Consider the following 24713-nt stretch of genomic DNA (forward strand, 5'->3'; position numbering starts at 1 on the left):
TACAATGGTATTTCCATAAGAAGCTATCCCTAACGTTGCGATATCCGAACTCCGTACTGTCAAGCATGCTTCACGCCCTGCTCGGCGCTCATATGGACTGGCACGACGCCCGCCTCGACTTTCTCGCTCGTTTCATCCTCGCCGTGCGACAAGTACGCTCAGTCAACCTTGCACGCCTGGCACCGGTACTCTCGAGCCGAGCAAAGACCAGCTCGAACTACATCCACCTGCAGCGCTTCATGCGCGCGCTCACGATCGATCAGGAAAATATATCGTGTACTATCGACAAACGGCCTTCGCAACAGCCGTGGGTGCTGACGCTCGATCGCACCAACTGGAAACTCGGACGCGCCGAGATCAATCTGTTGATGCTCGGCGTAGCCCTCCGCGGCTTGGCCATCCCGTTGCTCTGGACCGCCTTGCCCAAGGCCTATAGTGGACTCCGAGGCCAAAAACCCCCTATGGTTCTTCGCTCTGACGTCACCCTGCTTTGTTCGCCATCTGGTAACCAATCACTTCCAGGCACCCCACCGTCCCACGGCAGACCCTCGACACCCATGAGCGACCGACACCCTAGGATCCCCGCCCTTATAGCCGCCCTGATCTGCAGCCTCTCTATCCCTACCCTCGCCTTCGCCGACCGAGGCTCGGTCAGCCCTGTGACACTGGCTCAGGTCACCACGCAAACGCAGCGCGATCAGGTCGTGCTGACCGGCAATTCCGTACCCTGGCGCCGGGCGGAGCTCTCGCCGCGTGTCGAGGGGCTGGTGACCGAGCTGTTCGTCGACGAGGGGAGCCTGGTGGAGACCGGGGATCCGATCCTGACGCTGGATGCCCGGCTCGCGGAGCTGGAGCTGCAGGCCGCTCAGGCGCGGGCCCGCGAGGCCGAGGCGGCCAGTGTTGACGCGATCCGGGTGCGCGACGAGCTGCTGGAGCTGAAGAAGGGCCGGCACGCCTCCGAGGCCGAGATCCAGTCGGCGATCGCCAAGGTCGAGATGAGCGCGGCCGCGCTCAGCGGCGAGCGCGCGGCGGTGACCCGGGCGCAGGAGCTGGTCGAGCGTCACCGTCTGCGGGCACCTTTCGCCGGCATGGTGGTCTCGAAGGGCGTGGAGGTCGGCGAATGGGTGCAGCGCGACGAGGCGACCGTCGAGCTGGTGGCGATGGACCGGCTGCGCGTGCGCGCGGTGCTGCCGCAGCGCGAGTATCCGCGCGTCGCCGCGGGTGCCGAGGCGAGTCTGCGCTTCGACGCCCTGCCCGACCGGGACTTCGGCGGCCAGGTGCTGGCCCGGATCGCACGCGGCGACGAGCGCTCGCGCACCTTCCCGGTCCTGATCGATCTCCCGAATCCGGACCGTCTGCTGGCGCCGGGCATGTCGGCCCGGGTACGGCTGACCCTGAGCGGCCCCGTCGTCCCGGTGCTGACGGTGCCGCGCGACGCGGTGGTCACCAAGAGCGACGGGGTCCGCGAGGTCTGGCGCGTTCGCGAGGACGAAGCGGTGCTTCGGGCCTGGCCGATGCGGATCGAGACCGGCCGCGCGCTCGGCGACCGGCTCGAGGTCGTCGCCGGCGAGCTCGCCGAGGGCGACCGCCTGGTGCTGCTCGGCAACGAGCGTCTCCGGCCCGGTCAGGAGGTGACACCGCAGGAAGACGATTCGGAGACGACGACGCCGGACTAGACCCTCCCCCGCCACCCACAGGGCCCAGACATGTTTCGCTTCGCCATCGAGCGCCCGGTCATCCTGACCGTCGCCATCCTCATCCTCACGCTCTTCGGTCTGCTCGCCATCTTCAACGTGCCGGTGCAGATGATCCCGGACCTGGACGCCCGCGTCATCACGGTCGACACCCAGTGGCCCGGCGCCGCGCCTCAGGACGTGGAGAAGGAGATCGTCATCGAGCAGGAAAAGTACCTGGGACGCCTCCCCGGTCTGGAACGGATGGTCTCGACCGCGAGCACCGGCTCCGCCAGCATCGAGCTCGAATTCCCCTTCTCCATCTCGATCGAGGAGGCCCTGCTCGAGGTCAACAACGCCCTGTCCCAGGTGCCCGACTATCCGGAAAACGTCGACCAGCCGAGGATCCGGGCCGAGGCATTCTCGGCCAACTCATTCATGTACTTCCGGCTGATGCCGGAATCCGGCGGCTTCTCCGAAGAGGACATCGTGCGTCTGCGCGACTGGGTCGAGGAGTACGTCCAGACGCCCATGGAGCGGGTGCCCGGGGTCTCCAGCGTCGCCCTGCGCGGCGGCGCCGAGCGCCAGATGCAGGTCTACGTGGATCCGGTGCGACTGGCCGAGCGCGGCATCCGGCTCACCGAGCTGCGCGAGGCGATCCGCGCCCGCAACCGCGACGTCTCGGGCGGCGACCTGGACAGCGGCAAGCGGCGCTATCTGCTGCGCACCATCGGCCGCTTCCAGACCCCGGAGGAGCTGGAGGACCTGGTCATCGCCGAGCGCGACGGGGCCTTCATCCGGCTGCGCGACGTGGGTCACGCCGAGTTGGGATTCGCCGAGGTGCGCGCCTACTCCTACTCGGAGGGCAAGCCGGTCCTCTCCTTCGCGGTCAGCCGCCAGATCGGCACCAACGTCATCCAGATCAAGCGCGACATGATGGCCCGGGTCGAGGAGCTGAACCGCACCGTCCTCAGCCCCAAGGGGCTCAGACTGGTGCGCACGGCCGACGACGTCGTCTACGTCACCGACGCGGTCAGCGTGGTACAGCGCAACCTGGCCATCGGCGCGGCGCTGGCGGTGCTGGTGCTCTTCCTCTTCCTGCGCTCGACGCCCGCGACCCTGATCGGGGCCATCGGCATCCCCATCTGCACCATCGCGGCCTTCCTCGGGCTGCTGGTCACGGGGCGCACCATCAACGTCATCTCACTGGCTGGGGTCGCCTTCGCCATCGGCATGACGCTCGACAACACCATCGTGGTGCTGGAGAACATCGTCCGGCATCTCAACCAGGGCAAGGAGCGGATGCAGGCGGCGCTGGAGGGCGTGCGCGAGGTCTGGCCGGCGGTGCTGGCCTCGACCCTGACCACGGTGGCCGTGTTCCTGCCGGTGATCTTCGTCGAGGAGGAGGCCGGACAGCTGTATTCGGACATCGCGGTGGCCATCTCGGCCTCCATTCTCATGTCGATGCTGGTCGCCATCACCCTGGTCCCGGCCGCGGCCAGCCGCTTCCTGGGCGCACCCGCGCACAAGCCGGATGCGCCCTCCCGGCCGCCGCGGCTGGTGAGGCTCGGCACCCGCTTCGGCGACGCCGTGATCGCCGGGGTGCGCTGGATCGCGCACGGGGTGGTGCGCCCGCTCGCCGTGATCCTCGCCGTGCTGCTCGGCGCGGGCGCCATCATCCTCTGGCTGACCCCGGACGCCGAGTATCTGCCGGAGGGCGAGGAGTCCAAGGTCTTCACCATGATGTTCGCCCCGCCCGGCTACAACATCGGCATGATGCGGGAGACCTTCCAGGAGGCGGACGCGGAGTTCTACCCAGCCGTCGGTCAGGACCCGGCGCTGTTCGCGGCGGGCGAGGCCGAGATCCCGGCACTGAACTTCACCATCGGTTTCGCCAACGAGCGCATGGTCTTCGTGGTCCGCGAGGCGACCGACCGCCGCCAGACCGAGGATCTGATGCAGGTCGCGACCGAGAAGACCGCCGACTTCCCCGGTCTGCGCAGCTTCTCCAGCCGGGGCTCCATCTTCTCCAGCAACTTCGGCGGCACCCGCTCGATCAACATCGAGGTCAGCGGACCGGACCTGCCGCCCCTGTTCGAGGCCGGCCGGCGGGTCTCGGCGAAGGCCAAGGAGATCTTCGACAATCCGCGCGTCAAGTCCGAGCCGTCGAGCCTGACCCTGGGCCAGCCGATGCTGGAGGTCCACCCGGACTGGGAGCGGGCCGCCGAGCTCGGCATCTCGCCCGGCGACCTGGGCTACACCGTCTGGGCCTATTCGGACGGGGCCTACGTGGACGACTTCTTCCTCGACGACGACGAGATCGACATTTTTCTCTACTCGACCTCGGGCGTCATCGATCGGCCCCAGGACCTGGAGCGGCTGATGCTCTACTCGCCGAGCGGCGGCATCGTCCCCCTGTCCTCGGTGGCGCGCCTGACCGAGAGCGTTAACACCGAGACCGTGCGCCGCGTCGACGGCGACCGCACCATCACCATGAGCATCATCCCGCCGCGCGCCGTGCCGCTGGAGGAAGGGGTGCGCACCGTGCGCGAGCGGATCATCGAGGGCATGAAGGCCAGCGGCGAGCTGCCGGACAGCATCAAGCTGACCCTGAGCGGGGCCAGCGACCGGCTGGAGGCGACCCGTGACGCCCTGGCCGGCAACTTCGCCGTGGCCCTGCTGATCGCCTATCTGCTGATGGTCGCCGTCTTCAGCCACTGGGGCTGGCCGCTGCTGATCATGACCAGCGTACCGATCGGCATCAGCGGCGGCATCGCCGGGCTCTTCCTGCTGAACCTGACCGGGGCGCATCTGGACACGATCGGTCTCTATCCGATCCAGCAACCCTTCGACATGATCACCATGCTCGGCTTCCTGGTGCTGATCGGGACCGTGGTCAACAACCCCATCCTGATCGTCGAGCGCGCCGTGGCCAATCTGCGCGAGCACGGCCTGAGCGTCATCGAGGCCGTCACCGACGCGGTCCGGGTGCGTCTGCGTCCCATCATGATGTCCATGATCACGACCGTCGCCGGTCTATCCCCACTGGTCTTCAACCCCGGCGCCGGCACCGAGCTCTATCGCGGCCTGGGCGCCATCGTCCTCTTCGGACTGCTGTTCTCGACCCTGGTCACCCTGACCTTCATGCCGGCGATGCTGGCGCTGGTGCTGCGGTTCCTGGGAGGAAGCAGCCGAGAGCCGGACGCGAAGCCAGCGACCACCCCCTGAAGGGTGACGCCTGGATAGCTGGGCCAATCCTGGCCATCCTTCGCTATAGTCCCCATGTGGATGAAAATAGGCGCGCTTCTCGTGCTGGACGGATTTCAGTCTCTCTCGGAATGCAGATATGACCAGCATCACCATCGATCTACCGGATTCGCTCGCTCAACGCGCTGGCGGGGCTGCTCGGGCGATGGACCGTCCCCTGGAGGACGTCATCACCGCAATGCTCGAAGGTGCCCTACCCTCGCTCGATGATGTGCCGGAGGACATGCGGACCGAACTTGTCGGAATGACTTGGTGGGACGACGCGACGCTCATGGACGCGGCGGATGCGATGCTGCCCGTCACCCAACAGCAACGCATGGCGGAACTGGCCGGAAAAGGCCATGCGTCGGACGCGGAGACCCAAGAGCTCGAGCAGCTCCGTTGCGACTATGGAAGGATCACCCTGCGCAAGGCCCGAGCCTTGGCGCTATTGAGCGTGCGAAGCGGCAAGCGTCTGCTGGCCGAATCCAACGCCGCTTGATGGGCGAGACCGTCTCAAAATCGCTGCGCGATCGCGTCGCGGCCGAAGCCGCTCACCGCTGCGGATATTGCCTCACCGACCAAGGCGTCAGCGGCGCCCAAATGCACATCGAGCACCTGATCCCGCGCGCCATGGGAGGAGGCTCCGAACAGTCCAACCTCTGGCTGTCATGCGCCTGGTGCAACAGCTACAAGGGAACGCTGATCGAGGCGGTCGATCCCGAGAGCGGCCAGCTGGCGGCTCTGTTCAATCCCAGGACCCAGCGCTGGTCCGAGCACTTCACCTGAAGCGAGGACGGCATCCGAATTCTGGGGCTGACCGCATCGGGACGTGCAACGGTCGATGCCCTCAAGATGAACACCCCCTACATCCTGCCTGCACGCCGCCTTTGGGTCATCGCAGGATGGCATCCTCCGCGCTAGCCCACATGGCGGATAGCCACCCCGAAGCACGAAGCGGGCGGTAGGTTGGGCCGATTCAAGGAGGCCCAACATGCGGCGTCCTGTTGGGCCTCGTACCTCGGCCCAAGCTGCCGATGGGAGCGAAGGGCGGAGACCAGTGCCGCAGCCGGCGGGTCTTCTCGACCATGCGATGGGTCGAGCGGTTGTTGTTGAATCGCGCCACCTGCGGGAGCGGCACCCAGAGGACCTGATGGGATTCGTCGTTGCCCGGAATCGCCAGGTCGTCGTCCATCTCCACCAGGAAGCGGATGTCGATGTGCTCGTGCTGCGGATCCCCGTGGGTGGCCGGGATGGAATGAATGTCGACGTCGAAGATGGCGTCGTCGACGAGACGGATATGCGACGGGTCCAGGCCAGTCTCCTCCGACGTCTCGCGCAGCGCGACCCGCAGGATGTCCGAATCCCCGTCCGCATGTCCGCCGGGCTGGAACCACTGGTCGTGCTTGCGATGGTGCAGCAGCAGCACCCGATGGCGGCCCGGGTTCACCACCCAGGCCGAGCCGGTCACGTGGCCGGGCCAGAGCTCGCGATGGAAGCAATCCGCATGGGCCATGACGAACGCCCGCGCCCGTGCCACGTAGGCGGCCTCCTCCATGAAGCGGGTGTCGTGCGCGTCGAGCAGCGACAGGAGTTCTCGGCGGTGCATGAGAGACTTCCCGATCAGGTTCCGGATGGATTCTGGACCGCATCGAGAGCCGCGGCGGCCGCCTCGTCCACATCGCCCTCGCGCCCGGCGAGGATGAGCCGGCCGAAGGCGCCAACGGCGCGAGCATCGATCAGTGTGATGTTGGCGGCCTTCTCGGCCTGATTCGCGGCATAGACGATATATCCGGCCGGTTCGGTCTCGAGGATGAACATGCTCTGCCCGGGCAGGATCATGGAGCCCCGCCGGTCCTGGCGGTTGATGAGCACGCAGTGATCCGGGGTCATGCCGCGCACGATCTCCTTCCAGGCGACGCGGCAGGTCTCGCGGTCGTCGATGCTGGCGTTCATCCGCGACAGCAGGACGCGCCCCGCCTCGCGCACGTCGCTCTGGTCGCGCTGGTGGATCACCAGCGAGCCGTAGGCGCGCTCCACCACCTGCTGCGACAGATGCACCCGGGTGGCCTTGAGCGCGGCGTCGGTGAGGCGATGGACCGCCATGCCGGGCGAGACCTCGACCCAGAGACAGGCGTCCCCCGGCACCGGCAGGAACCCCTGGGAGACGGTCGCCATGTAGGCCGCGAGCTGGGGCTGCAGCGAGTCGATGTAGACGTAGGTTCTGAGTGTGATCATCCAGCGATTCGGTCCGCACAGCGGGCCCTAAGGTTACCGCCTCGGTAGGGTCCGCTGTGCGGACCGGACCTTGGCGTCAGGTTTTCAGACGGCCTCTCGGACTGGGCATGGTACGACGAGTCATCAGCTTGGGGTGTGTACGACGAAAGAGAAGCGGCTGTGACAGCTGTGGCCCTCGATGTTGAGCCGGATGTAATGGTCGGCGTGCCTGTCTCGGCAGCGGTCGATTTCGCTGTAGACCCGATGGATATCGCCATCGTAATAGCAGGGTTTCCTCCAGGTCTCCCAGGGCGACCAGCGCGGCGTCATGGTCGCGGCATGCTCGATACAGACCACGCAGTCCTGCTGCAGACAATATTCGATCTGCGACAGCATGCGCGACGCGGGTGATTGGCCGATAGCCTTGTGTGCATTGCTCGCCAATTCCGACCTCCTCGATGAATCCCAGGTGAAGGGTGTCGAGACGCCCTCGCGGGTTGTAGAAAGGAGGCTAGACAAGACGGAGTGGCAATGGAAATCAGCATTTGCCGTCAAGGGTATAGATGCCGGTCTATACCCGGGACGAACGCTGGCCGCATGGAGGGATCCGTCACACTCATAGATCCCAGTCTATCCGCGCGATTCGAATTATCGACTTTATTTCGATCCCATCGACTTTAGACTCATCTCATACCCAAGGCACGGCCTGCCTTGACACCTCATTCAGAAATGAAGGAGTGGTGCGAGCTGATGAATGGTCTCATTGTCATACTCTTCCTGCTTCCGGTCGTCTCGGCACTCGCGACGCAATGGATGGCCCCCAGGCTGGGGCGCAAGGTCATCCGAATCAGCATCGCCGGCATCGTCGCCACCTTCGCCGTCGCGGCCCTGACGCTCGGCCTGGCGATATCCGGGATGCCGGCGACCGAGGTTCGTCTGGGGGGCGACTGGGGCGCTCGGCTGCTGTTCGATCCGCTCAGCAGCCTCATGGCCTTCGTCATCTCGGGCATCAGTCTCCTCGTCCACGTCTATTCGATCCGCTACATGGCGGAGGAACCCGGCTATGTCCGCTTCTTCGTCCTGCTGGATCTGATGACGGCCGCCCTGCTGCTGATGGTGAGCGCGGGCGATCTGATCACGCTGCTGATCGCCTGGCACCTGATCGGCGTGCTCCTCTTCTTCCTGCTCGGCCATAAGATCCGAAGCCGCAGCGCCCATCGCTACGCCTCCTGGACGCTCCTAACCTATCGTTTCGGCGACCTGCCGCTGCTGATCGCGGCCGGACTGTTGTTCCAGGCATTCGGCACCTGGTCGCTGACGGATATCTTCGCCGCGCTGAGCCGCGCACCCGAGACCCTCACCCTGTTCGGTCTGCCCCTCGTCGAGACGGTCGCCGCCCTCGTCGCCCTGTCCGCCTTCGCGCGCTCGGCCCAGTTCCTGCTGCACACCTGGCTGCCCTACACCATGGGCGGACCGACCCCGGTCTCGGCGCTCATGCACGCCGGAATCGTCAATGCGGGCGGATTCCTCATCAATCGCTTCGCCCCCCTGTTCGTGCACACCCACGAGATCCTGCACTGGGTCTTCTTCATGGGTCTGGTGACGGCGGTGATCGGCTCGATCCTGATGCTGACCCAGAACGACATCAAGAAATCGCTCGGCTATTCGACCATGGGGCAGATGGGCTTCATGATCATGGAATGCGGCGTCGGCGCCTTCTCGCTCGCCATCTATCACCTGATCGCCCACGGGCTCTTCAAGGGCACCCTCTTCCTCGGCGCCGGCGGGGTGATCGGCGATGCGCGGCGCAGCGACGGCGTGCCCAAGGACGACCTCTACACCTTCGTCGTCGAGCGCCGGCCCGCGCGCAAGCGCCAGCCCTGGCTGCTAATGGCGGCCATCACCCTGATCGTGCCCGTGACCATCCTGGCGCTCGCCCACTGGCTGGTGGAGCAGCAGGTCTTCCAGGCTCAGGGCGCGGTCGTGCTCCTCTTCTTCGGCTGGGTGACGGGCGCGCAGCTGATCTTCGCGACCTACCGCATGCGCACCCAAAACATCTGGCGCCTGATGGGGCTGATCCTCACCTCCTTCACCATCGTGGTGATCGGATACACCCTCATCAGCCACGGGTTCGACCTCTTCCTCTATCCCGACCCGGAGCTGCGCGCCAGCATCTATGCCGCGGCCGGGATCGGCGTCTTCTGGTTCGACGCACTGGTGATCCTCATGACCCTGCTGGTGGTGCTCGGCTGGCTGGCCACCTACTACGCGGAGCGGAACGGACGGCTCGGCGCGGAACGCCTGGGCCGGCTGTGGCGCGGCTTCTATCGGCTGGTGGCAAGCGAGTTTCTCGTCATGGGCCTCTACGCCCGTCTGTCCGACATCCTGATCCGGCTCTCGACCCGTCTCAACCTGCTGCTGAGGTGGTCCTGACATGTCTCCATTCGGCGCGCTCATGGTGGGGCTCTTCCTGCCGCTCTTTCCATTCAGCATGGTCTTCAACCGGCTGTTCGCCCGGCTGGACGCACCTGGACCGAGGATCGGACTGCTGCTGCTCTGGCCCCAGATCGGGATCCTGGCCCTGACCGCGCTCGGCGAACCGCCGCCGGCCTGGATCCTCTGGTGGGCGGTCGCGACCGCCGCACTCTATGCCCTGCGGGCGCTCTCGGTGCGCGACCTGGGGATCTGGACCGGTTTCATGGCGACTTCCGCCTGGTCGCTCCTGTGGCCTGCAGCGGCCCTCGCGACGCCCCGGCCGGACCTTGCCGTCCTGATCATCCAGGGGCTCGGGCTCAGCCTTCCGCTCATGCTCCTGGCGTGGCTGACCGCCTGGCTCGAAGACACCTTCGGCGCGGCCTATGCCGGTGTGTGCGGCGGACTGGGCGCGGCCCTGCCCAGACTGTCCCTGTTGCTGACGCTCGCCATCCTGGCGGCGGTGGCGACGCCGGCGGTTCCGGGTTTCTTCACACTCCTGTCGACCAGCCTCCAGGCCCTGACGGTCATGCCGGGTCTCGCCCTGCCGATCCTGACGGTCTGGCTGCTCTGGGCCTGGGGCGGGGCGAGGATCCTCGGCGGATTCATCCCGGGCCCGGCCTGCGAGACGCAGGGCCCCGACCTGAACGGCGCCCATTTCAGGCGGCTCGGTCTGGCCCTCGTGGTCCTGGTTGCGATCGGCATGGGTCTTTCGGGAGAACTGACATGAGTCCACCCCTTGGCGACAAGCTGCGCATTCGCGCGATGATCTACGTGGCCGCCGAGCCGGTCCCCTTGTTCTGGCCGATGCGCAGCTTCATCTCGCGCAACCCGCTGCACGGGCTCGCGCATCTGCCCTTCGACGAGGCCGTCGACAAGGGCGCCGATCTCTTCCGCGCGCGGAGATTCCTACCGCGGCCGACATACCAGGGCTATCTGAAGCGCGGCCTGGTCGACCGCGACGCACTGGAACAGGGGGTGCGGCGTTTCCTGGAGAATCGGCCCGGGTTCCAGCCGTTCGAGCCGAGCGACTGGCTGCTGGCCGATCTCACCGGTCGCGACCGCCCGGTCGCCGAGGAGCTGACCCTCGCCGACGCGGATGCGGTGCACGCCATCCTCAACGGCACCGAGCCGCCCCCCGCCGAGGAGCCGGATCCGGAGGTTCTCTCGACGGAACTCATCGAGCGGCTCCTGCATGGCCGCCCGCTGTACGAGTTAGTGGACGCCCTGTTCGGCACCCGGATCGGCGAGGCGCTCGACGAGCAGGTCATCCGCGCCTGTCTGGATTTCTTCGACGAGGGCCAGTCGGTCTGGTCCATGCCCCATCGCGAGCAGGGTCTGTTCCGGGCCTGGCTGGACGTGGCCGGACGGGACGTGCGCCGCACCCTCGACCGGCTCCTGTCCGAGGCGGGGGCAGAGTCCGAGCAGCCGCCAGAAACCGTCATCGCCCTGGTGCTTAGGGCGCTCGAACTGCCGGAAGACGACTGGGTCGCCTATTTCACCCGCGAGCTGGCGCGGCTCTACGGCTGGGCGGGTTTCATACGCTGGCGCTCGGGCGCGAGCCACTACCATTGGCAACAGCGCTTCCCCGGCGATCTGGTCGACTACCTGGCGATGCGCGCGCTGCTGGCCCTAACCCTGCTGCGCCAGGAGACCCGGGAGCGCATCCCATTCACCTTCGGCGCCCTGTCGCAGTTCATCGCGTCCGAGCCGTTCGAGGTCTATCTGCGCAACGAGCTCTACGGGGCCGACAAGACCCATGCACCCAGGGTCATGCCCAAGATGGCCCGCGCACTGGAGGACGTGCTCCTGCAGCGCAAGCGCTCGCGCGTCACCCGGGTGTTCCACAGTTACCGCGCGCTCAAACGCCGTTCGGAGGCCGAGACCCAGGCCCGGAGCCTCGTCGAGCTGGGGGAGGAACTGGGCCTCTCGGACCGGATCCGCCGAGCGTCGCCGCAGGAGCTGGACGCCTTGCTGCGCCTCTCGCGCGACTTCCGGCGCCGCGAGGGCATGATCTGGCTCCAGGCGATGGAGACCCGGGCGATCGGCGATCTGATCCAGGGTCTGAACCTGGAAACGCCGGAGCCGCGCGACAAGCGTCCCTTCGCCAAGGCGCTCTTCTGTATCGACACCCGCTCCGAACGCATCCGCCGCAACCTGGAGTCGGTCGGCGACTATCAGACCTACGGCATCGCCGGATTCTTCGGCGTGCCGCTGAGCTTCATGGAGCTGGGCAAGGGCATCGAGATCCATCTCTGTCCGGTGCTGCTGACCCCCAAGAACCTGGTGGTCGAGATGAGTTCGCTCGGTCTGCCGGACAGGGCGGCCCTGACCGCCCTGGAAAAGGTGATGCACGAGCTCAAGGAGTCGGTGCTGACCCCATTCGTCACCGTCGAGGCCGTGGGTCTGCTGTTCGGTTTCGACATGGTCGGCAAGACCCTCATGCCGACGAGCTACAACCGCTGGCGCGAGCGTCTGCACCAGTCCAAGCCGCCGACCCATCTGATGATCGACAAGCTCGGACGCGATCAGGCCGACTCGATCGTGCGCACCGTCCAGCGCGCCGTGATCGCCAAGGCGCTGGAGCAGGAGCTGGACCTTCCGCCCGAGCGGATCACCGACGACCTGGCCCGCGAACTGCGCGAATGCGCGCTCGGACACGCCCACGCCGGTCCCGAGCTCGCCGTGGCGCTCGGCCTGGACGACGCGGGCGTCGCCCGGCTGCTCGATCGGCTGCGCGGGGCCTATCGCATCAATCCGGCCTTCGCGCGGCTGCAGATGGAGCGCCTCGGGCGCATCGGCTTCTCGCTGGACGAGCAGGTCGGATTCGTCCACCAGGCACTGCGCTCGATCGGACTGACCCAGGACTTCTCGCGCTTCATCCTGCTGGTCGGCCACGGCAGCAGCTCGGAGAACAACCCCTACGAGTCCGCGCTCGACTGCGGTGCCTGCGGCGGCAGCCACGGCCTGGTCAGCGCCCGGGCACTGGCGCAGATGGCCAACAAGCCGGAGGTGCGCTGCCGGCTGCGCGACAAGGGGCTCGAGATCCCGGACGACGCCTGGTTCGTGCCGGCACTGCACGACACCACCACCGACGAGATCCAGCTCCAGGACCTGGCGCTGCTGCCGGCCTCGCACCTCATGTATCTGGACCGGTTGCGCACGGGCCTCGGCTCGGCCTCGCGACTCTGCGCCCAGGAGCGACTGCCCACCCTGGAGCCGAACGCGCGCATCCGGGACGCCGCCGCAGCGGCGCGCGGCGCCCGCCGCAACGCCCGCGACTGGTCCCAGGTCCGGCCGGAATGGGGGCTCTCGCGCAACGCCTATTTCGTCATCGGCCGGCGCGAGCTGACCCAATCCAAGATGCTCGACGGCCGCGCCTTCCTGCATTCCTACGACTATCGGCTGGACCCCAGGCGCCGGCTGCTGGAGAACATCCTGACCGGCCCCCTGGTCGTCGGACACTGGATCAACATGGAGTACTACTTCTCCACCGTCGACAACGATCGCTTCGGCAGCGGCAGCAAGGTCTATCACAACGTCGCCGGACGCTTCGGCGTCATGAGCGGAAATCTCAGCGACCTGCGCACCGGCCTTCCCGCCCAGACCGTCCTCGAGGACGGCCGGCCCTACCATCAGCCCATGCGTCTCGTCACCCTCATCGAGGCGCCCTTCGCGCACGCGATCGCGGCGGTCGAGGGCGTGGTCGCCGTCAAGCGGCTGGTGCGCAACGGCTGGATCCGGCTGCTCGTCCTCGATCCCGAGGCATCGACCCTGCATCTCTACGAGGACGGCGAGTGGCGCAGCCAGCCCTATTCCGACGGCATGCATCCGTCCCTATTCGAGGAGGTGAGCAAGTCATGAAGAACCTGAATTTCAGCCCGCTGAAGAAGCTCGAGATCATCCTCGAAGGCGAACACCGGGCCTTCGCCACCGACCTGCTCGACCGCGCGGGGGTCAAGGGCTACACCATCGTCAACAACCTCTCGGGCAAGGGCAGCCAAGGCTTCCACGAGGGCCATCTGATGTTCAACGAGGACGACGTGCTCATCATGATCATCGCCGCCGTCCCGGAGGAACTGGTGAACCCCATCCTCGAGGGCTTCGCGCCCTTCTACACCGAGCACTCGGGCGTCGTCTTCATCTCGGACATCCAGGTCACGCGGCTGGTGAAGTTCCGGGATTGAGGATCAGACGCCGTCGTAGTCGATGCCGTTCTCGGCGGTGCCGCTATATTGCGAGCTGTTGGCGATGGCCCGATAGAGCGGCGCCAGGCTCGCCACCGGGATGCTGGGCGTGCCGACCGCCTGCACGGCGATCGGCCAGGCGGCCCGCAGGATGGGGTTGGTGAAGGTCGGGTTGGCGCCGCCCCGGATCGCCTGCTCGTTGACGTGATAGAAGAACTGGCTGAAATTCTTCAAGGACGGCGCCTCGCTCTCGCTGGACAGCGAAGCGCTCCCTGAGTGGATGCAGACGTCTGAAATGAGGCAAGCCATGAGCGCACTCGAAACCTTTTCAGAGAAGGAGCGCGCCTATCACGCCTATCAGGCGCGCCAGAACTATCTGCGCGAGCAGCGCAGTATTCAGCGGCATATGGAGGAGCTGAGGGCCGAGGCCGAACAGGCCCAGGCTGACCTGGAGCGAGCCCAAGCGGACAAGGCGCAGGCCCAAGCGAGCATGCAACAGGCCCGGGCCAACCTAGAGCAGGAGCGTGCGGCCAAAGAGGCGGCCCTCGCCGAGATCGAGCGCCTCAAGGAACAGCTGCGTGGGCAGGCGGACTGAGACGGCAACCTGCATGAGGCCAACGGCATCCGATACCAAAGGGGGTCTGGCAGCTCTCCGAGGCAGAGGCGGTCGATAGCGCCGGTCGCCGCGGCGATCTACCCTGATCGAGCCCGCGCCCGATGGGCCAGCACCATCTTGATCTCGCCATAGGAGCAGCCCTCGCCGAGGGCTTGTTTGGCCAGACCGGGCGCATCCGTTTCGATCTCGTCGAGCACGGCCATGATCCTGGCGAGCTTCTCCTCGCCAATGAAGTCGGTGACGGCGAGCGCGCCGGTACCGATGTAGTAGGCCAGATGACCTTCGATGGTGTTGGGTTTGAGCGACCGGCGGCTGGCGATCTCCTCGATGCTCAAGCCATCCCGATACAGCTGATAGCTCATCAGTCGGGTCTCGGTTTCCCGCCCGACGCCCTTGTCCTTGACCGTGCGTGGCTGCTGGGTGCGATCGACCGCCGCTGGGTCGATGCCGTTTTCCCGACAATGGTCCGCGACGATGCGCAGGATCTCCTCGCCATACCGCTTGACGGTGCGCTTGCCGATGCCCTTGACGGCGGCCAGCGCATCGGGGCTGTCCGGCAGGCCGTCGGCGATCTGGCGCAGCACCGCCCGGGTCAGGATCCGATAGCGGCTAACGCCATCGCGCTCCTCCTCCTCGGCCTTCTGGGCACGCCAACGGTGCAGCGCGCCCAGCAAGCCAGGGAGTTCGGAGTCGCCGGGATAGGTATCGACTCCATGCCTGCCCTCCGACCGCGGTCCGCCCGGCTCGGCCTCGATCCTGGCCTTGGCGACCGCCTCGAGGTAGGCGTCGGTCGAGAATCGCTCCGCGCAGCTCAGGGCGCAGGCGGTCTTGATCGCCAGGCTCCGATGGAGCGCCTCGACGGCCTGCCGCAACGTCTTGCGCAGCGCCTTGTTGTCGGTCTCGACGGCGAATGCCTCGAGCCAGGGGATCAGCCCTTCCCTCAGCTTGCCGCTGAAATAGACGGATGCCTTGGCAACCCGCTGCTGCACATGATCGTCGTCCTCCGGGCAAATATCCTCCCGGTACAGTGAGGCGAGTTGGCGCTGGAACTTGCGCCCGACGGTGACGACCTCGTCGACCAGCTGCCGCTCGACCGCGTCCATGCCGTCCGCGCCGCGCACGTCGATGACGCGCTGGTTATCTCGCACCAGGACGAGCAGTCTCCGCAGACGGGCGCCGAGCGCGTCGAAGTCCCAGCATTCGCTCAGGAGCTGGCGCTGGTAGGCGATGCGTGCCTGGTCGAGCTGTTCCTCGGTCGGCGGATGACGGCTGACCTCCTCGACATAGTCGGAGACGCAGCGGTCGGTCATGACCGCGCGGCGAGGGATGGGGGTGCTGAGCACCAGACCCTCGAAGGTCTTGCAGCGGCTCAGGGCGACATAGACCTGCCCGGGCGAGAAGGCCGCGCCGGCGTCGATGACGGCCCGCTCGAAGGTCAGTCCCTGGCTCTTGTGGATGGTGATGGCCCAGGCGAGCCGCAGCGGATACTGGACGAAGCGGCCGATGACCTCCTCCGAGATCGCCTTGGTCTCCGGGTCCAGACCGTAGCGGATGTTCTCCCAGATGACTGGCTCGACCTCGATCGCGTCCTCGTCGCCGGGACACCGCACCCGGATTCGATCGCTCTCGAGGTGCGTGACGGTGCCGATCTTGCCGTTGAAGTAGCGCCTCTCCGGCGCGCTGTCATTGCGCACGAACATGACCTGAGCGCCCTGCTTGAGGGTCAGTCGCTCGGCGGCCGGATAGCTGTGCTCCGGATACTCCCCCTGGATCTCTGCCATGAAGTCCTGAGACCGCGTGCCGAGCCGGTCCAGGCGCGTCCGGTTGATGGCGTCCGCGCCGCGATTGTGCGTGGTCAGGGTGATGTAGCCGTCCGCGTCATTGGGGGCGAAGCCCGGCAGGTGGCGCGAATTCAGCCGCTCCAGGGTGGCCTCGTCCATCCGGCTGTCACGCACGCGGTTCAGCAGCTCGATGAAATCCGGGTCGGACTGCCTGTAGATGCGTTCGAGCAGGATTGGAACCACCCGGGTCGCCCGCAGCGCCCGGCTGTTGAAGAAGTATCCGGATGGGTAGACGTCCTTGAGGATGGCCCAGTCGTGCTCGGGCACCACGGGCGCGAGCTGGTGCAGGTCGCCGATCATCAGCAGCTGAACCCCGCCGAACGGGCGCTCGGAACGGCGCTCCCGGCGCAGCACGCTATCGACCGCGTCGAGCAGGTCGCAGCGGACCATGCTGATCTCGTCGATCACCAGCAGATCCAGGCCCTGGATGATGTCGCGCTTCTGTCGGGAGAGACGGTGTTCCGCGGCCTGGCGCTCGGCCTCGCTGCCGGGCACGAAGGGTCCGAACGGGAGCTGGAAGAAGGAATGCAGGGTGACGCCGCCGGCATTGATCGCCGCCACGCCGGTGGGCGCGGTGACGATCATGCGCTTGGGAATGTCCCGCTTCAGGCCGTGGAGGAAGGTGGTCTTGCCGGTGCCGGCCTTCCCCGTCAGGAAGACGCTGTGGCTGGTCGCGCGAACGAAGTCCCGAGCCAACTGTAACTGCGGATTCGGCATGCCCCTCTCCATCACCGGCCAAGACGGCGATCAGTGTCCATCGAAACCGACCGCGCGCCTGCGCGGGCCGGATTGCATAGACCTGAGTCTATCGATATCGAACGAAAGATGTATTGGATACATCGGCTAATGCTTATCTATGCTTCACAACAAATCAGGAACACTTATGTCTCCGCCAACCCAGCAACCGAACAGGAGTGGACCATGGCCATCAAGACCTATGACGCGGGCGTCAAGGAATACCGCGACATGTACTGGACCCCGGAGTATGTCCCGCTCGATACCGACCTGCTCGCCTGCTTCAAGTGCACCGGTCAGCCCGGGGTGCCGCGCGAGGAGGTCGCCGCCGCGGTGGCGGCCGAGTCCTCCACCGGCACCTGGTCCACCGTCTGGTCCGAGCTGCTGACCGACCTGGAATACTACAAGGGGCGCGCCTACCGGATCGAGGACGTGCCCGGGGACAAGGAGTCCTTCTACGCCTTCGTCGCCTACCCCATCGATCTGTTCGAGGAAGGCTCCATCGTCAACGTGCTGACCTCGCTCGTCGGCAACGTTTTCGGCTTCAAGGCGCTGCGCCATCTGCGTCTCGAAGACATCCGCTTCCCCATCGCCTACATCAAGACCTGCAACGGCCCGCCGGCCGGTATCCAGCTCGAGCGCGACCGTCTGAACAAGTACGGCCGACCCATGCTCGGTGCCACCATCAAGCCCAAGCTGGGTCTGTCCGCCAAGAACTACGGGCGCGCCGTCTACGAGTGTCTGCGCGGCGGTCTGGACATGACCAAGGACGACGAGAACGTCAACTCCCAGCCCTTCATGCGCTGGCGCGACCGCTTCGAGTTCGTCGGCGAGGCCATCCAGAAGGCTCAAGCGGAGACCGGCGAGCGCAAGGGACACTATCTCAACGTCACCGCCCCCGATCCGGAGCAGATGTACGAGCGCGCCGAGTTCGCCAAGGAGGTCGGCTCGCCGATCATCATGCACGACTTCATCACCGGCGGCTTCACGGCCAACACGGGCCTGGCCAAGTGGTGCCGCAAGAACGGGATGCTGCTGCACATCCACCGCGCCATGCACGCGGTCATCGACCGCCATCCCAAGCACGGCATCCACTTCCGGGTGCTCGCCAAGTGTCTGCGTCTCTCCGGCGGCGACCATCTGCACACCGGCACCGTGGTCGGCAAGCTGGAGGGCGACCGCCAGTCGACCCTCGGCTACGTGGATCAGCTGCGCGAATCCTTCGTGCCCGAGGACCGCTCGCGCGGTGTCTTCTTCGATCAGGACTGGGGCTCCATGCCCGGCGTCATGGCCGTCGCTTCCGGGGGCATCCACGTCTGGCACATGCCGGCCCTGCTGACCATCTTCGGCGACGATTCCATGCTCCAGTTCGGCGGCGGCACTCAGGGCCATCCCTGGGGCAACGCGGCCGGCGCCGCCGCCAACCGGGTCGCGCTCGAGGCCTGCGTCAAGGCGCGCAACCAGGGCCGCGAACTGGAGAAGGAGGCCCGCGACATCCTCACCGAGGCCGCCCGCCACAGCCCGGAGCTGGCCATCGCCATGGAGACCTGGAAGGAGATCAAGTTCGAGTTCGACACCGTCGACAAGCTGGACGCCGCCTGATCGTCGACCCATCGACCGAACCCCATTGAACCGACCGAGAGGACCCCGCCATGAAGAACGGCAGCACCATGGGCGACTATCAGACCGCCCAGACCCTGGAGACCTTCGGCTTCCTGCCCAAGCTGACCCAGGACGAGATCTACGACCAGATCGCCTATCTCATCGCCAACGGCTGGACCCCGGCGATCGAGCACGAGCATCCGAGCCAGGCCTACAACCACTACTGGACCATGTGGAAGCTGCCCTTCTTCGGCGAGCAGGACCTCGAGGCCGTGGCCGCCGAGCTCGAGGCCTGCCACCGCACCTATCCGGACCACCACGTCCGTCTCATCGGCTACGACAACTACACCCAGAGCCAGGGCGTGTGCTTCGTCGCCATCGAGGGCCGTGCCTGATGGCACCAGCGATCGTGCCGAAGTAAGGCGATCGAACCGCAAAGCACACAAAGAGCGCAAAGGAATTCAATCGATGAATCAAGCGGCAACGCTCACCAGGCGGGTGAAGAATGGGCATGGCTCGAGTCTTTGTCCCTCTTCGCGTCCTTTGCGCCTTTGCGGTTCCAATTGCCGGATTCAGGATCAGAGCAGACGGGTGAAGTCATGAGAGAGCAGAGCCGAACAGCTGGAGGAAGCGGACGCGCCCTGGCGCTGGCGAGACGCCAAGCCTTGTCGAGCGCCGGAAAGGCGGCCATGACCTCCGCCGCCCCAGACCGGACGCGAGGTGAGACGGATGCTCGCACGGCCCCTCCGGCGACCCCCGATCCAAGCCCCGTCTCGGTCGAAAGGGTCGTCCGGGAACCCCAGGTGGCGGAAACGAGGCCGCGCGCACGGGTCCGCACCCCGGTGGCCGGATCTGCGGGTGCCGGCTCCGGCCGAGCCGCCGCGCTCGCCCGCCGCCAGGCGATGTCGTCCAAGGGCAAGATCGCCGTAGGACCCAAGGACCGGGTGCGCGATGGCGGACGGACCAGGCCCGCCGTCGAGACGACACCCGCCGGGAAGGATTCGGCGACCGAAGGAAGCTGCGCGTGTGAGTGCCAGGACAAGGACGAGGCCCCGGGGAAGAATCTGGCATCGTCCTCGGCCTCTAGCCGCGTCAACGGACGCCCCAAGGTGCGCGGACCGCGCCGCAAGGAAACATCCATGAATCCAGGTCGGGCGGCCTCTCTGGCCCGTCGCCGCGCCCAGTCATCGCGCGGCAAGGCGGGCATGAGCGCGAACGGCATGACCGCGGCCCAGACCGCCCGGGCGGCCAATCCCGAGCTGTCCGGGCGCGAGCTGGCGAAGGCGCTGCGCGAACAGCGCAGCCGTCGCGGCGGTGCCGGACAGAAGAAATCGGCCCCGACCGGACGCTCGCGTGCGGCGCGCAACCCAACCGCACCGGGCGCCGCCAAGGATGCCCCCTGGAAGGTGGGCGCCAGCGAGACGGCCCAGGGCCGGACACTGACCGGCACCCAGGTCGGCCGCAGCCGCGACGTGACTGGGGACGAGGCGAGCACCTGTCGCACCATTACCGGCACCGAATACCTGGGCGCCGACATCTTCCGCGACTTCTGCCAGACCGAATCGGCCAAGACCCCCAGCCGCGGCAGCCTGAGCCCGACGACCGGCGGCAATGCGGTCAGCGGCAACCAGGTCGGCCGCAGCACCCGGGTGACCGGCGACGAGCCCGGCACCTGCAAGAAGGTGACCGGCACCCAGTACATGGGCGCCGATCTGCAGGAAGCCTTTTGCGGAGTCCAGCCCGAACCTGCTCCGGCCAAGGTCGCCAAGTCCGAGACGCGCGGCGGCAAGTCGGTCACGGGTGCCGATATCGGACGCTCCAACCGGGTGACCGGTGGCGAGGTCGGCGCCGACCGCACCCTCACGGGCACCCAATACACCGAGCTCGGCAGCATCGGTTCCGACCGGAAGGCCGCCCCGCCCAAGGTCGGCAATAGCGCCACCCTGAGCGGCAGCCACCTGACCGGGACCATGATCGGCCGTCACCCGTCGATGACGGGCGACGAGACCGGCAGCTGCCGCAACGTCACCGGCGACGACTACATCGGTCTGGAGCAATACGGCCAGTTCTGCGACTCCGCACCCGCCCGCACCGAGCGCAAGGTCGGCGTCTCGGCGACCCTGGGCGGCGAGCGCGTCACCGGCACCATGACCGGCCGGGCGCGGCGCGTGACCGGCGACGAGCCTGGGACCTGCAAGTCCATCACTGGCACGCCCTATGCCGGCGCCGAACAGTACGGCGACTACTGCGATCCAGCCGAGACCGGCCGGGCCTCCGCGCGGATGCGGCCCCACAAGCGCATGTTCGGGTCGGTGATGACCGGCATCCAACCCGCCGTCGGCGGCCGGACGACCGGAGACGAGGCCGGTGCCTGCGAGCCGGTCACCGGCACCCCGTACCTGGGTGCCGACCAGGCCGCCGAGGTCTGTGCCGCCATGCCTGCCGAACCGGGTAGCCCGGACTTTCCCCAGCCCCTGCCCGGTGCGGCCGAGGCCGAGCCTTGGGAAAACTTCAGCGTCGACCCGCCGGCCCACGCCGCTCGGGCCCCGCAGAAGATCTCGGGCGTGACCGGCTCGACCTACGAGAAAGGCCAGATCACCGGCCCCTTCGGCATGGCCTCGGGCAAGGTGACGGGCACCGAGGAGGCACGCTTCGGAGGACGCGGCAAGCACCCGGTCGAGGACGCACCGCCCGTCGAGCAGCCGACGATCGACGGCCGAGTCAAGTCGCGGATCACCGGCGAAGGGATCGATACCGGCGCCAAGATCACCGGCGACGACTGGGATCGAGGTGATCGGGTCACCGGCACCGAGGGCACCTCGGCCCTGGCCCGCAACCCGAGCCGGCGTGGGCGCATGGCACCCATGGCCGCCGCCATGGCCCAGGGCCGCCCGGAGAAGGAGAAGGCCCCCGAACCGGTCAGCAAGGTCACCGGAGGCAGCGGCAACACCGACAAGGGTGCGCTCATCACCTATTCCGGTGGAGCGCGCGGCTGACGCGGATCGGTTTCTTTCAATTGGATAGATGACCATGCAACGCGACTATCGCCAATCACTGAGCCAGGCCGGCGGCCTGGGCCGTAACCGGGCCGTCGGCAGCGCGCCGATGCGCCGCCCGGGCGCGGTCGGGGCGGAGGCCGGAGCCCCTGCCGCCAGCGCTCGGCGTCGTGCGGTGGCGAGCGATTCGGTCCGCACAGCGGACCCTACAGCCCCGGTAGGGTCCGCTGTGCGGACCGGTCCCAAGGCATCAGGTCCTCGGACGGCATCGCAGATCGCCCATCACGTCCTGGCCCGCGCCGAGGAGAACGCGCGGCTCGACCGCTACGAGCAGGACGTCAAGTCCGCCTTCGACGCCATCGTGCCGACCCTCAAACGCATCTCGGCGCTCCAGCACGAGACGGATTTCGAGTCACGGGCGCAGGACATCGCGCGGCGCGAGCTGGGCTTCGAACTGCCCGAGGACATCCTCGCCGACGCCTGGGTCGAGCGGCTCGACATGCGCCGGCTGCATGCCTGGTGCACCTTCGCGACCTATCGCCGCTTCTGCGACGACTTCTTCAGCCGCGACCCGCTGGCCGCCGAGGAGGGAGACCGGCACTTCAACGGCGGTTTCGAGGGCTTCCTCCAGACCTGCGGCTTCCACACACTGGACATCTCGCCCTGCGCGGACGGCCGCCTGGCGCACCTCATCCGCTACGTGCTGCGTCTGCCGCACCGCGCGGTGCGCCGCAAGTCCTACGCCGGGGCGCTCTTCGACATCGATGACAGCGTCCAGAAATGGGTCGAGACCGAGATGCTGCGCTTCCGCAGCGGCCGTCCCAATACCGCCGATGCCCCGACCCGCTATCTGAAGCTGGTCGCCTATCACTTCAGCTCGTCAGACCCGGAGCACGAGGGCTGCGCGGCGCACGGCTCGGATACGACCAAGGCCGCCGCGGCGGGGCTCGAACGTCTGCTCGGCTTCCAGCAGGCGATCGAGAACAGCTTCTGCTGCGGCGCCTCCATCGATCTGCTGCTGATCGGGGTGGACACGGACCGGGACGCCATCCGGGTGCACGTCCCCGACGCCGAGGGCGGGATGGCGGTGGATCGCTATCTGGACGTCATGGAGCTCTACGAGACCACCGCGCGTCTCGACGCCTCCCGCGCCCGGCACGACATCCAGGACGCGGTGCGCCAGACCTCCCCCGGCGTGGCCGAGGGCATGGCGCGGCTGATCGAGCGCCTGATCGAGAACAACCTCTCCCAGATCGACTCTGTGCGCGGCCGTCACGGCGAGCGCTATGCCGACATCGGCCATGCCGAGCACTTCATCGGGGCCGGAGTCGGATTCGAGGAGATCCAGCTGCGCAATCTCATGTACTTCGCCTACCTGGATACCGTCGAGGAGGCCACCCAGGACCTGGACGTCGGCATCCGCATCTTCACCGGGCTCAACGTCCGTCGCGGCCTGCCGGCGCCGGTGGTGGTGCGCTTCGACTATCACGGCCAGGTGCCGGGCGCGCGCGACCGCGCGGTGGCACGCTGCCGCCGGGTGAGCGAGGCGATCAAGAGCCGTTACGCCGATCTCTTCGAGCGCGGTCTGCTGCACCTGATGCAGGTGGTGCGCGACTGCAACGCCGACGCGCCGATCGAGGTCCTGGCATGCACGGCCAGCGCAGACGCCAAGGCAGGGGGGCACCGATGAAGATCTATCAGGTCGAGCGGCCGCTGGTCGCGACCAACCGTATCCCGGGACTGGAGCACAAGCACCTCCAGGTGGTGCGCGACGGATCCGCGAGCGCCGTCGCCGTCGACTCGGTGGGCTGCACCCCGGGCGACTGGGTGATCTGCGTCGGCAGCTCGGCGGCCCGCGAGGCGGCCGGGAGCAAGGAGTACCCCAGCGACCTGACGATCGTCGGGATCATCGACCACTGGCCGCCCCAGGAGGACGCCTGATGGACATCTTCCAGGTGGAAGGACCGCTGGTCTGCACCCGCCGCATCGACGGCCTCCAGAAGGTGAGCCTGCGGCTGCTGCGCGATGCCAACGGCAAGCGTCAGGTCGCGACCGATCCGCTGGGCGCGCGGGCCGGCAATCGGGTGTTCACCGTCAACGGATCGGCCGCCCGCTACGCCCAGGGCGACTACAGCGTCCTGACCGATCTCACGATCGGCGGGATCATCGATGGGGATTGAATCCCTGGATAGCAGGCTTCGGAACAATCGAGCGACTCAGCAGGAGACCAAACGATGGCAAGTGAAAACTACGGTATCGCACTGGGCATGATCGAGACGCGCGGGCTGGTACCCGCCATCGAGGCCGCCGACGCCATGACCAAGGCGGCGGAGGTGCGTCTGATCGGACGCGAGTTCGTCGGCGGCGGCTACGTCACCGTGCTGGTGCGTGGCGAGACCGGCGCGGTCAACGCCGCCGTGCGCGCCGGCGCCGACGCCTGCGAGCGTGTCGGCGACGGACTGGTGGCGGCGCACATCATCGCGCGGCCGCACCGCGAGGTGGAGCCGGTCCTGGGCAAGACGGGGGATTGAGCCTCCAGCGACCAGCCGCCAGCTCGGCGGCGGCGCTGAACGCAGATCTTTAGCGGCATCATTCATCAACGATCGATTTCGAAGACGGAGAAGCAACCATGGCAAACGAAAACTACGGTATTGCATTGGGCATGATCGAAACGCGCGGACTGGTGCCGGCCATCGAGGCGGCCGACGCCATGACCAAGGCGGCGGAGGTGCGTCTGATCGGACGCGAGTTCGTCGGCGGCGGCTACGTCACCGTACTGGTACGCGGCGAGACCGGCGCGGTCAACGCCGCCGTGCGCGCCGGCGCCGACGCCTGCGAGCGTGTCGGCGACGGACTGGTGGCGGCACACATCATCGCGCGTCCGCACCGCGAGGTGGAGCCGGTCCTGCCCACCGGCGGCAGCCCCGAAACCCCGGCACGGGCGGCCTGAGCCAGCGACCAGCTCGATGTCCTCCGCTGGAGGCTGACGGCTGGAAGCTGGAGGCTGGAAAGATCCGATGCCCGCGCAACGCACCGACCAACGCATCCTGGGCTATCTGGGCCGGGCGCTCAGCCTGGAGCTCTCGGCGGTTCAGCTCTACAGCACCCAGGCGCGGCTCCCCGCCCCC

22 protein-coding genes and 1 pseudogene are annotated in these 24713 nt (G+C 67.2%); 18 read left to right on the forward strand and 5 right to left on the reverse strand.

The features are described from left to right. Positions 1–659 precede the first annotated feature (659 nt). The 4 genes from D779_RS22210 to D779_RS10570 all read left to right on the forward strand — a co-directional run bounded on the left by D779_RS22210 (position 660) and on the right by D779_RS10570 (position 5708). Positions 660–1676 (forward strand): efflux RND transporter periplasmic adaptor subunit, encoded by a 1017-nt coding sequence (locus tag D779_RS22210; protein ID WP_043753470.1) that lies wholly within the window; start codon positions 660–662, stop codon positions 1674–1676. A gap of 30 nt (positions 1677–1706) precedes the next feature. Further along, positions 1707–4901 (forward strand): efflux RND transporter permease subunit, encoded by a 3195-nt coding sequence (locus tag D779_RS10560; RefSeq protein ID WP_043753472.1) that lies wholly within the window; start codon positions 1707–1709, stop codon positions 4899–4901. A gap of 118 nt (positions 4902–5019) precedes the next feature. Next, positions 5020–5421: a hypothetical protein gene (locus tag D779_RS10565; RefSeq protein WP_043753474.1), complete on the forward strand. Its 402-nt coding sequence runs from the start codon at positions 5020–5022 to the stop codon at positions 5419–5421. Continuing rightward, positions 5421–5708: an HNH endonuclease gene (locus D779_RS10570; protein WP_198295705.1), complete on the forward strand. Its 288-nt coding sequence runs from the start codon at positions 5421–5423 to the stop codon at positions 5706–5708. Before D779_RS10565 ends, D779_RS10570 begins: the two co-directional genes overlap by 1 nt. 190 nt (positions 5709–5898) lie before the next feature. Here D779_RS10570 and D779_RS10575 read toward each other — a convergent pair whose 3' ends face one another. The 3 genes from D779_RS10575 to D779_RS10585 form a co-directional block, all read right to left on the reverse strand. Then, positions 5899–6528, reverse strand: coding sequence for an NUDIX hydrolase (locus D779_RS10575; protein WP_081763453.1), 630 nt, complete (start codon positions 6526–6528; stop codon positions 5899–5901). Between the two features lie 14 nt (positions 6529–6542). Beyond that, positions 6543–7157 (reverse strand): BMC domain-containing protein, encoded by a 615-nt coding sequence (locus D779_RS10580; protein WP_043753476.1) that lies wholly within the window; start codon positions 7155–7157, stop codon positions 6543–6545. A gap of 123 nt (positions 7158–7280) precedes the next feature. Further along, complete coding sequence (locus tag D779_RS10585; protein ID WP_043753479.1) at positions 7281–7532, reverse strand: ribulose bisphosphate carboxylase small subunit; 252 nt, start codon at positions 7530–7532, stop codon at positions 7281–7283. A gap of 354 nt (positions 7533–7886) precedes the next feature. Here D779_RS10585 and D779_RS10590 point away from each other — a divergent pair, with 354 nt between their 5' ends. From D779_RS10590 to D779_RS10605, 4 genes are read left to right on the forward strand one after another with little or no spacing between them, the layout of a single operon-like run. Then, positions 7887–9569, forward strand: coding sequence for an NADH-quinone oxidoreductase subunit 5 family protein (locus tag D779_RS10590; RefSeq protein WP_043753560.1), 1683 nt, complete (start codon positions 7887–7889; stop codon positions 9567–9569). 1 nt (position 9570) lies between these two features. Beyond that, positions 9571–10338, forward strand: coding sequence for a hypothetical protein (locus tag D779_RS10595; protein WP_043753482.1), 768 nt, complete (start codon positions 9571–9573; stop codon positions 10336–10338). Then, the gene (locus tag D779_RS10600) at positions 10335–13472 is read left to right on the forward strand and encodes a DUF2309 domain-containing protein (protein ID WP_043753485.1); all 3138 of its coding nucleotides are present in this window, start codon (positions 10335–10337) and stop codon (positions 13470–13472) included. The genes D779_RS10595 and D779_RS10600 overlap by 4 nt, the downstream gene beginning before the upstream one ends. Continuing rightward, positions 13469–13795, forward strand: a complete 327-nt coding sequence (locus D779_RS10605) for a P-II family nitrogen regulator (RefSeq protein WP_043753488.1) — start codon at positions 13469–13471, stop codon at positions 13793–13795. Before D779_RS10600 ends, D779_RS10605 begins: the two co-directional genes overlap by 4 nt. 3 nt (positions 13796–13798) lie before the next feature. Here the strand turns inward: D779_RS10605 and D779_RS10610 are convergent, their stop codons facing one another. Then, the gene (locus tag D779_RS10610) at positions 13799–14029 is read right to left on the reverse strand and encodes a hypothetical protein (protein WP_043753492.1); all 231 of its coding nucleotides are present in this window, start codon (positions 14027–14029) and stop codon (positions 13799–13801) included. A gap of 73 nt (positions 14030–14102) precedes the next feature. On the opposite strand from D779_RS10610, the gene D779_RS10615 reads away from it, so the two are divergent. Then, positions 14103–14390, forward strand: a complete 288-nt coding sequence (locus D779_RS10615) for a hypothetical protein (RefSeq protein ID WP_052348038.1) — start codon at positions 14103–14105, stop codon at positions 14388–14390. 98 nt (positions 14391–14488) lie between these two features. Here D779_RS10615 and D779_RS10620 read toward each other — a convergent pair whose 3' ends face one another. After that, positions 14489–16969, reverse strand: coding sequence for a helix-turn-helix domain-containing protein (locus D779_RS10620; RefSeq protein WP_043753565.1), 2481 nt, complete (start codon positions 16967–16969; stop codon positions 14489–14491). Between the two features lie 204 nt (positions 16970–17173). On the opposite strand from D779_RS10620, the gene D779_RS10625 reads away from it, so the two are divergent. The 9 genes and pseudogenes from D779_RS10625 to D779_RS10665 all read left to right on the forward strand — a co-directional run. Further along, positions 17174–18589: a form I ribulose bisphosphate carboxylase large subunit gene (locus D779_RS10625; RefSeq protein WP_043753495.1), complete on the forward strand. Its 1416-nt coding sequence runs from the start codon at positions 17174–17176 to the stop codon at positions 18587–18589. 50 nt (positions 18590–18639) lie between these two features. Continuing rightward, positions 18640–18984, forward strand: coding sequence for a ribulose bisphosphate carboxylase small subunit (locus D779_RS10630; protein ID WP_043753498.1), 345 nt, complete (start codon positions 18640–18642; stop codon positions 18982–18984). Between the two features lie 408 nt (positions 18985–19392). Further along, entirely contained in the window at positions 19393–21585 is a 2193-nt protein-coding gene (locus D779_RS10635; RefSeq protein WP_232424152.1) for a CsoS2 family carboxysome shell protein, read from the forward strand. Between the two features lie 34 nt (positions 21586–21619). Further along, positions 21620–23275, forward strand: coding sequence for a carboxysome shell carbonic anhydrase (locus tag D779_RS10640; RefSeq protein ID WP_043753568.1), 1656 nt, complete (start codon positions 21620–21622; stop codon positions 23273–23275). Further along, positions 23272–23526, forward strand: a complete 255-nt coding sequence (locus D779_RS10645; RefSeq protein ID WP_043753504.1) for a carboxysome peptide A — start codon at positions 23272–23274, stop codon at positions 23524–23526. The genes D779_RS10640 and D779_RS10645 overlap by 4 nt, the downstream gene beginning before the upstream one ends. Then, a complete protein-coding gene (locus D779_RS10650; protein ID WP_043753507.1) occupies positions 23526–23765 on the forward strand; it encodes a carboxysome peptide B in 240 nt (79 codons plus the stop codon). The genes D779_RS10645 and D779_RS10650 overlap by 1 nt, the downstream gene beginning before the upstream one ends. Positions 23766–23819: 54 nt before the next feature. Next, entirely contained in the window at positions 23820–24116 is a 297-nt protein-coding gene (locus D779_RS10655; protein WP_043753510.1) for a BMC domain-containing protein, read from the forward strand. A 98-nt stretch (positions 24117–24214) separates the two neighbouring features. Then, positions 24215–24535 (forward strand): BMC domain-containing protein, encoded by a 321-nt coding sequence (locus D779_RS10660; protein WP_043753514.1) that lies wholly within the window; start codon positions 24215–24217, stop codon positions 24533–24535. Between the two features lie 67 nt (positions 24536–24602). After that, positions 24603–24713, forward strand: a pseudogene (locus D779_RS10665) (ferritin-like domain-containing protein); the annotation flags it as partial.

It is taken from the genome of Imhoffiella purpurea, assembly GCF_000585215.1.
In the GTDB taxonomy this organism is placed as follows: domain Bacteria; phylum Pseudomonadota; class Gammaproteobacteria; order Chromatiales; family Chromatiaceae; genus Imhoffiella; species Imhoffiella purpurea.